Source organism: Gelidibacter algens (assembly GCF_001678675.1).
Lineage (GTDB): Bacteria > Bacteroidota > Bacteroidia > Flavobacteriales > Flavobacteriaceae > Gelidibacter > Gelidibacter algens.
Genome location: NZ_LZRN01000034.1, coordinates 37400 through 45993, shown reverse-complemented (window position 1 = coordinate 45993; position 8594 = coordinate 37400). Strand labels below are relative to the sequence as shown.

Below are 8594 nucleotides of genomic sequence, written 5' to 3'. Positions count from 1 at the left end.
AGCTTATTAAAAGGCTTACTATTGAAATTGATAAAATTAATTAAACTTACGAAAACTAGGTTATTAAACATAAATAAGTATACTGTAAAACTTATCGTAACATGTAAGGGCTATTTTATTTAGTATCTTCGTTGCCGCTTTACCCAACACATTTTATATTATGCAACTCGTTTTCGCCACCAACAATCTCAATAAACTTAAAGAAGTACAAAGCTTAATTCCTGCAGACATCAAGCTACTGAGTCTGGAAGACATTGGTTGTTTTGAAGACATTCCTGAAACGCAAGCAACAATTGAAGGCAATGCCATACAGAAAGCAGCATATGTCAAAAAAAAATATGGGTATGAGTGTTTTGCTGATGATACGGGCTTGGAAATTGAATCGCTGAATGGCGCTCCTGGCATCTATTCAGCGCGATATGCTGGTGAGCAACGAAATTCAGAAGACAACATCCAGAAAGTTCTTTCCAACCTGAAAGGACAGTCCAATAGGAAAGCGCAATTTAAAACAGTCATCGCATTAGAACTGAATGGACGGCAGCATACGTTTACCGGAATTTGTAAAGGAGAAATTACCACGAATAAAAGTGGCAATAGTGGTTTTGGCTATGATCCGATCTTCAAAGCTGAAGGATATGAAAACACCTTTGCTGAAATCTCTTCAGAAGAAAAAAACCGCATAGGACACCGGGGAAAAGCTGTCCAGCAGCTCATAAATTTTCTAAATAATTCTTAAATTATTATAAATCAATCGTTTAAGAATTAGGATTTTTCATATATATAATCGTATCTTTGCCCCTTGAAAAATTTCCTCAAGGTGAGGATGTGTTACTGGAAGTTTAGGTTAAGTATGTCGATTCGCTTCTATTGTAACACCAAAGAACATAATCGAATACTTATTAAATCGAATGAACACATTCCAAGATTTAGGTCTTAATGATGACCTTTTACGCGCTATTACTGACATGGGTTTTGAAACCCCAAGTGATGTCCAAGCAAAAGCAATTCCAATTTTATTAGAAAAAGACACAGATTTAGTGGCTTTGGCACAAACAGGAACAGGCAAAACTGCTGCGTTTGGCTTTCCAATGTTGCAAAAAATCAACATAGAGAGTAGAACCACACAAGGATTGATCCTCTCTCCTACCCGTGAACTTTGTTTACAAATTACCAACGAACTAAAAAATTACGGCAAATATTGCAAAGGTCTAAATGTTACCGCTATTTATGGTGGTGCGAGTATTAGCGACCAAGCAAGAGATGTCAAAAGAGGGGCACAAATTATTGTGGCTACCCCAGGGAGGATGAAAGATATGATCAACCGTAATATGGTTGACATTTCTAAAATTGAGTTTGCCGTACTTGATGAGGCTGATGAAATGTTGAATATGGGCTTTTATGAAGATATCACTGATATACTTTCCCATTCCCCTAAAGACAAAAACACCTGGTTATTTTCTGCAACCATGCCGAAAGAAGTGTCCAACATTGCGAAAAAATTCATGAATTCGCCTGTTGAGATTACCGTAGGTAACAAAAATGAAAGTACCAATCAGGTATCTCACGAATATTACTTAGTGAATTCCCGTGACCGCTATCAAGCCTTAAAACGTTTGGCTGATGCTAATCCTGATATTTTCTCGGTGATTTTTTGTCGTACCAAACGCGATACCCAAAAAGTGGCTGAGCAATTGATTGAAGATGGCTACAATGCTGGTGCTCTTCATGGTGATTTGAGCCAGAATCAACGTGATATGGTCATGAATTCTTTCCGTAAAAAGCAAATCCAAATGTTGGTAGCCACTGATGTTGCTGCGCGTGGAATTGATGTGGATGATATTACACACGTGATCAATTATCAATTACCAGACGAGATAGAAACTTACACACACCGTTCAGGAAGAACAGGACGTGCTGGTAAAACAGGGGTCTCGATAGTTATCGTTTCTAAAAGCGAATTGCGCAAAATAAAAAGTATTGAGCGCATCATTAACAAAAGCTTTGACAAAAAAGAAATTCCTGATGGGATGGAAATTTGCGAAGTACAGTTGATGTCTTTGGCAAATAAAATACATACCACTGAAATCAATCACGAGATTGATAAATACCTGACTAGTATTAACGAATTATTTGAAGAAACTTCCAAAGATGAATTGATTAAAAAATTCTTCTCAGTAGAATTCACACGATTCTTTAACTACTACAACAAATCAAAAAACCTATCGGTATCTGAGTCTCGCGGAAGCGACAGAGATGGCGACTCTGGTCGTGATTTTGGCGGAGATTACGGTGGCAATGATGATTCTTCCCGTTATTTTATCAATGTTGGCAAGAAAGACGGTTATGATTGGATGAGTCTGAAAGATTTTCTAAAAGATATTATGGATCTTGGAAGGGATGATGTCTTTAAAGTGGATGTCAAGGATAGCTTCTCCTTCTTTAATACCGAAAAAGGATTACAAGAAAAAGTATTGGCTTTCTTCACCGATTATAAACACAACGGTCGTTTTGTAAATGTTGAAGTCAGTGAAGACAAAGGCGGTGGCACTAGCAGAAACAAAAGACGTCCTAGCGGCGGCGGCGGACGCTCTAGTGGTGATTTTAAACCACGCGGTGAAAGACGTTCTGGAGGTGATAGAAGAACTTCGGAGTCTAAGCCTAGACGTTCTGGAGAAAGTTCAGGCCCTAATAGAAGAGACAGACGTTCTGGCGCAAGTGAAAAATCGGCTGCTGACTCAAGTTTTTCTAGACAGAAACGTTCAAGACGTAAAGATTAGATATAAGACTGAAGTCTATTGACCGAAGACTGAGGACTGAAGACCGAGGACCGAAGATTGAAGACTAATATAAAAACGAAGTGAAGGGTTTAATCTTTTCTCTTCGTTTTTTTTTAAATTTCAGTGTAACCCTTGAACTCACATGCCGTACCTTGGGCACGATCCTGAAAGTTAATGTTATATGAAAATTATAAAATTTCAACATCATTTTAAGTTTTGTTTCTTACTTTTATCACTTAAATAAACCAATGAGGCACCTACTAGTACTTACTGCTTTTCTATTTATTTCTTCACTAAGTTTGGCACAGGAGCCTACCGCCGTTAAGGGTGTAGTATACAGCACCAGTACAAATGAAATTTTGGAGAGTGTCAATATCGTCAACTTAAATCAGGTTATTGGGACCACTACGGGCAGCACGGGAGAATTTGAAATTGAAGCAAAAGCCAACGATACTTTGCATTTTTCATTTTTAGGCTATAAATCCATTAAGGTAAAGGTTACTAATGACTGGCTGAAATTTGGTGAAACCAAAATTGAAATGACTGAGCTCGCCCTTGCCTTGGAAGAGGTGGTCGTCAATCAATTAAGACTTACCGGCTTTTTGGAGGTTGACATGAGGCAAGTACCCGTGAGAACCAACTATAGATACAGTATTTCTGGGTTGTCTACAGCTGGCTATGAAGCTGGCTCCAGTACAGGTGGCGTTAATAAGGTTTTAGGTGCTATTTTCAACCCTGCTGACTTTCTGTACAATATGTTCGGGAAAAAACCTATTGAACTCCAGAAGTTAAAGCAAATGAAAAAAGACGATGAAATCAGAAACTTACTGGCGTCCCGTTTTGACCGTGAAATGTTGATGGTATTGCTTGAGGTGGACCGGATAGATTTGGACGAAATTGTGAGTCAGTGCAACTACTCTAGAGAATTCATTCAAACTGCTAATGATCTTCAAATTTTAGATGCTATTAATGAATGTTATGAAGAATACAAAATATTAAGCAGAAGCAACAGAAGAAATAACTAGACTCCCTTCTCTTCATAATAACGGTTTACAATCTCATCATAACTTTTCAAGGTTTTTGAAATCCAATCCAATCGTTTTTCCAACTGTTCATGTTCTGATAAATGCCAATTGACACGAGATTGTCGCAGCTTATTGGTCACATCCTGCAAAATAATTGCTGCAGACACTGAAATATTTAAACTCTCCGTAAAACCTACCATCGGAATTTTCAAAAAGCAATCAGCGACTTCTATCACTTCTTGAGACAAACCTTCAGCCTCCCTTCCAAAAAAGAAACAGGACTTTTTAGTGATGTCAAAATCTGCAAGTAACTGATCGTTTTCGTGTGGTGTTGTTGCTACAATTTGATAGCCGTTTTGCTTCAGGTTTTTGATACAGGCGTTAACCGTTTGGTGTCTTTTCAAATCCACCCATTTTTGAGACCCCATAGCTATTTCATGATCAATACGCTTAGAGTTTCGCTCCTCAACGATATGCACTTCCTGAATGCCAAAAACATCACAACTTCGTATCACCGCACTTGTGTTGTGCAATTGGTACACATCTTCCGTAGCCACGGTAAAATGCTTTGTCCTATTTGGGAGCACGGCGTCAAACCGTGCTTTTCTTTGAGGTGTGAGGTAGGTTTCTAAATGCTCTAAAAGTTGAAGGTCAATCATTGAAAAGGTTTATTTTTAGGAAAAATAATAAAGCAAAGATAATGCGCTTCCATAATCCATAGGCAATATTTCTTTTGGGAATTGGTTTAGAAGGGGATTTGAAAACTATTGAAACATAGAAAATTGTATCTTGTAGAATTAAGAAAGGGGTGCAACAGATAAATTGAAAGCCTACACAGTTGCATACTAAACAAAATTAGAATTATGAAACATATTGTTGTACTTACTGGTGCAGGCATGAGTGCCGAAAGTGGCTTAAAAACATTTAGAGATGCTGATGGCTTATGGGAAGGCCACGATGTGATGGAAGTTGCAACGCCAGAAGGATTTAGAATTAACCCTGAACTTGTTTTGGAGTTTTACAATCAGCGCCGGCGACAATTGCTGAGTGTACAACCAAATGCCGCTCATTTTGCTTTGGCGTCACTTGAACATGATTATAAAGTGTCTATTGTGACGCAAAATGTGGATGATTTGCACGAACGCGCCGGAAGTTCCGATGTCATCCATTTACATGGCGAATTGCTAAAATCCAGGTCTATTGTGAATGATTTGGAATGCTTTGAGCACAAACACGATATTAGATTGGGAGACACTTGCCCTGAAGGCCATCAATTAAGACCTCATGTGGTGTGGTTTGGAGAAGCTGTACCGATGATCGACAAAGCGATGGAAGTATGCGCCAATGCAGATGTGTTGATCATTATTGGCACCTCAATGCAAGTGTATCCTGCGGCTAGTTTAATGCATTATGTGCCCGAAGGGACACCAACATTTTTTATAGATCCAAAACCCGCAATGGAAAGCCGTGGTCATTTGACGGTTATTTCTGAAACTGCCACAAAGGGGATCAAAAAGGTGATGAGATTATTGAGCACTTAAAATTAGTTCAGTTTTGTATTAATTACTATCTTATTGTATATTAGAATGTTATTAATATTTAAAATATTCAGTTATGACAATGTTTAGCGTCAATACCCATCGTTTAGATCCTTATAAAAATTTTAAATTTAGAGTAAAATGGGATGGAAGATATATTGCTGCTGTATCAACTATCAGTGCTTTAAAGCGCACCACAGAATCGGTACAACATCGTGATGGCGGGAGCAGTACATCTCGATTGTCTCCTGGAAACACCTTTTTTGAACCCATAACTCTTCAACGCGGCCTTTCTCATGATACTGAATTTGAAGATTGGGCCAATTTAGTATTCAATAGTAGCGCAGATGCTGCAATGTCTCTTGCAACCTATAAAAAAGATATTGTCATTGAGCTTTTCAATTTGCAAGGCACCCCAGTTATCTCCTACAGAGTCTACCGTTGTTGGGTATCAGAATATCAACCCTTACCAGAACTTGATGCCAACCGATCATGTATAGCTTTTGAAAAAATTGTACTACAGCATGAAGGTTGGGAACGTGACAAAGATGTAAAAGAGCCTGTTGAGCCATAATTTCTCAACCTTTTAGTTACCACCTTCTATCGCAACAAACTGAAATGGCCTTTAAAATTGCGTGTTTGACCATCTTGGTCTGATAAATATGCCACAAACCAATAATCGGTTGCCGGTAGTGATTTTCCCTGAAAAAAACCATCCCAACCTAAATCATTCAGACGAATACGTTTTAAGAACAGGCCGTAGCGGTTATAAATATCGATATAGGATTTTTGTGAGACGTGCGCCGGAAAGCCCTTCAAATTCCAAGTGTCATTGAACCCGTCATTGTTAGGTGTAAAAAACTTAGGAAACCCCATCACAAAAACCTCTATTTCAGCAACTCCACACCCATTTTTATCGTTCACATAAAGCGTTTGTACCCCTACTGAAACATTCGTGAAAATTGGGGAATCTTGATAGGGTCCATATATACTTCCCAAAGAAAACTCATAGTCGCCAAGGCCCAAAGTGCTCGTGTCAACGGTAATAGTGTTTGTATCAGATAAATCGTCAATGGAAATACTATCTTCAGTTAAAGTGGCTATTCCAGATCCAACAACCTCAAAAGTTTTTGGTAAGGATTCACATCCAAATAGAGATGTTGCAGTAACCTTGTAAATACCTGCCGAAGTAACCGTTGCTGTAGGTTGCGTACTTATGATTTGATTTGTAGCATCAGTCCATATATAGGTGTAATTGTCATCAGGATTATAAGTTTCCAAAACAATTGGTGCGCCGTTCAAGCAAAAAGTTTCCGATTGGTCCACTGTAAAATTTGGCAAAGGCTGCACCGTGAGTTGCAAATGCGGGCCTACCCCATAACAACTACCATCGTCACTTTCAACTTTTACATAAATGCGTTGGGAAAATGGCGTTTGATTTCTATAGTTTGAAGTCGTTTCAATTTCATTCTGATCTAATTGCGCATCTGATAAGCTTTCATAAAAATGCACACTTAAATTCTGACCGGTAGGAAATTGAGTTAGAAAATCAATGGCTGTAGCGCTTAAATTAAATACATGAAAACCATCATTAACAGTATCCTTATCACAGGTTTCCAACTCCTGAAGATAATTGTTAGGAAAAGATGTGGTAGAAATTTCTAAATCAACAGTTGAAATATCAAAACAACCGTTAGTATTTTCCACGCGAGCGTAAAGTGTGGAGGCTATAGCATTGTTAAATTGTGATGGATCAATTGCCTCTAAATTTGCATTTGCATTGCCAATTGTGAGATGGTAACTAATATTTAGATCAGCCGCATGCGTTGGGTTTATGAGGGCATCAATTTCGTTCAAATTGAAATCTGTAAGTCCATCAGCAATACCATCTACATCACAGTTTTTATAGGTAACTGAAGAAGCAATTATGGCCACTTCTTTAATCCTAGCTACCACCGGAGTTCTGGAGCCATTGGTGCAGCCACCAGAAGAAGCCAAGGCGTAAAAGGTAGTGGTTGTTGATAATAAAGGTGTTGTAAAATTAGTGCCTGATGCCAATGCCGCGCCACCTGTTGGGGCGGCATACCAAAGCACAACTGCTCCTAGAGGTGCAACTGCGTTTAAAACCAAGGTTCCGGAGCCGCAACGCTCTGCTCCAGTGGTGCTGAGTAATGCGTTTATAGAAATTTTAGTACTGGCAGAAATGTCGAGAACAGGATCTCCTGGCATCCCTCCATATTCCACAATAAAACCTTTTGGTTGATAATCGCCACTCGCGCCACCTGTATTGCTCAAATCGTTCCAAGAGCCTCTTATGCCGATTCCAGGAGCCGTAATATGCGCATAGTTTTCATTTCCTAAATTGTTAGGTTCATTTGCGTTCCAGTTGGCATATTGTCCGGCGGCTGATGAGCCGTTACTGGCGCCATTCCAAAAAATCGTTCCCGTTTCAGGACCGGTAGCCCATTTCCAGACGCCTTCTATTGCTTCATCCGTGCCTCCTATCCAGCCTGCACCAGAGGCTTGTTTTCCTGCCAACTGCGATTCTGCAGCAGATCCAATGGTTGCCAAATAGCCTTGCATTCCGTAATAGCTCAATGCGGAGGCTGCGGTTTTGGCATCCTTCCACGTGATTCCTATTGAGGGAATAAACTCATAATAATGGCCTGTTGAAGGCAAATAATTTGCATTGCCGATAGAAAAAGAAAAAAAACGATCACCCGAAATTGCAGATGAAGTGCTTTCAAAAACTACCTCTAACACAGCGTTTATCAAATCAGAATGCATTATGGGAGCATTACCAACGCCCGCCAGTGTCAATTTTCCTTCAACAGTATTCCACGATGTGGTAATGGTGGGATGTGACCCAGTTAATCGCAATTGATCTTGATTGATGACATAGCCAGTAGAAATTTGAATAAACAATTCTGACAGAGTCGCGTCATCAGGATCGATAATATTAAATGCCGTAGCTACAGGAATCTGGGTCAACGGACAATACACCTGGTCTCCATTGGCCTCAATTATAGGTGGTATATTTTGTGACCAACTCAATGCACTGCCAAAAAACAAGAAAAAAAGAAAAGTAAATAAGGGAGTTTTTAGACACTATAAAGCGGTATTTAATTTATGGCGCCTTAAAAGTAACAAATAAAAAGTAGGGAATTTTGAGATCACCAACTATTTGAAATTAACTTTCAATTTAGACAAAGCTTCCTTCATAGGGTTTTGGCAGAAAAGCGAATTTTACGCCA

General features: G+C 39.1%; 7 protein-coding genes. 5 read left to right on the top strand and 2 right to left on the bottom strand.

Annotated features, from left to right (window positions below):
- Positions 1 to 160: 160 nt before the first annotated feature.
- The 3 genes from A9996_RS14465 (at position 161) to A9996_RS14455 (ending at position 3802) form a co-directional block, all read left to right on the top strand.
- The gene (locus A9996_RS14465) at positions 161 to 736 is read left to right on the top strand and encodes a non-canonical purine NTP diphosphatase (RefSeq protein ID WP_066436547.1); all 576 of its coding nucleotides are present in this window, start codon (positions 161 to 163) and stop codon (positions 734 to 736) included.
- A gap of 172 nt (positions 737 to 908) precedes the next feature.
- On the top strand, positions 909 to 2777 hold the full coding sequence (locus A9996_RS14460; protein ID WP_066436544.1) for a DEAD/DEAH box helicase: 1869 nt from the start codon (positions 909 to 911) through the stop codon (positions 2775 to 2777).
- Between the two features lie 248 nt (positions 2778 to 3025).
- The gene (locus A9996_RS14455) at positions 3026 to 3802 is read left to right on the top strand and encodes a carboxypeptidase-like regulatory domain-containing protein (protein ID WP_066436541.1); all 777 of its coding nucleotides are present in this window, start codon (positions 3026 to 3028) and stop codon (positions 3800 to 3802) included.
- Here A9996_RS14455 and A9996_RS14450 read toward each other — a convergent pair.
- Entirely contained in the window at positions 3799 to 4461 is a 663-nt protein-coding gene (locus A9996_RS14450) for a TrmH family RNA methyltransferase (RefSeq protein WP_066436539.1), read from the bottom strand. The two genes, A9996_RS14455 and A9996_RS14450, sit on opposite strands and share 4 nt — an antisense overlap.
- A 204-nt stretch (positions 4462 to 4665) precedes the next feature.
- On the opposite strand from A9996_RS14450, the gene A9996_RS14445 reads away from it, so the two are divergent.
- Positions 4666 to 5343, top strand: a complete 678-nt coding sequence (locus A9996_RS14445; RefSeq protein WP_066436536.1) for an SIR2 family NAD-dependent protein deacylase — start codon at positions 4666 to 4668, stop codon at positions 5341 to 5343.
- A 73-nt stretch (positions 5344 to 5416) separates the two neighbouring features.
- Positions 5417 to 5914 (top strand): phage tail protein, encoded by a 498-nt coding sequence (locus A9996_RS14440; RefSeq protein ID WP_066436533.1) that lies wholly within the window; start codon positions 5417 to 5419, stop codon positions 5912 to 5914.
- A gap of 26 nt (positions 5915 to 5940) precedes the next feature.
- Here A9996_RS14440 and A9996_RS14435 read toward each other — a convergent pair whose 3' ends face one another.
- Positions 5941 to 8394, bottom strand: coding sequence for a T9SS type B sorting domain-containing protein (locus A9996_RS14435; protein ID WP_157487224.1), 2454 nt, complete (start codon positions 8392 to 8394; stop codon positions 5941 to 5943).
- Between the last annotated feature and the right edge of the window lie 200 nt (positions 8395 to 8594).

What these genes read in the sequence shown, in the direction of transcription:
- A9996_RS14465 (WP_066436547.1), top strand. Translation starts at nt 161, where the DNA reads ATGCAACTCGTTTTCGCCACCAACAATCTCAATAAACTTAAAGAAGTA.
- A9996_RS14460 (WP_066436544.1), top strand. Translation starts at nt 909, where the DNA reads ATGAACACATTCCAAGATTTAGGTCTTAATGATGACCTTTTACGCGCT.
- A9996_RS14455 (WP_066436541.1), top strand. Translation starts at nt 3,026, where the DNA reads ATGAGGCACCTACTAGTACTTACTGCTTTTCTATTTATTTCTTCACTA.
- A9996_RS14450 (WP_066436539.1), bottom strand. Translation starts at nt 4,461, where the DNA reads ATGATTGACCTTCAACTTTTAGAGCATTTAGAAACCTACCTCACACCT.
- A9996_RS14445 (WP_066436536.1), top strand. Translation starts at nt 4,666, where the DNA reads ATGAAACATATTGTTGTACTTACTGGTGCAGGCATGAGTGCCGAAAGT.
- A9996_RS14440 (WP_066436533.1), top strand. Translation starts at nt 5,417, where the DNA reads ATGACAATGTTTAGCGTCAATACCCATCGTTTAGATCCTTATAAAAAT.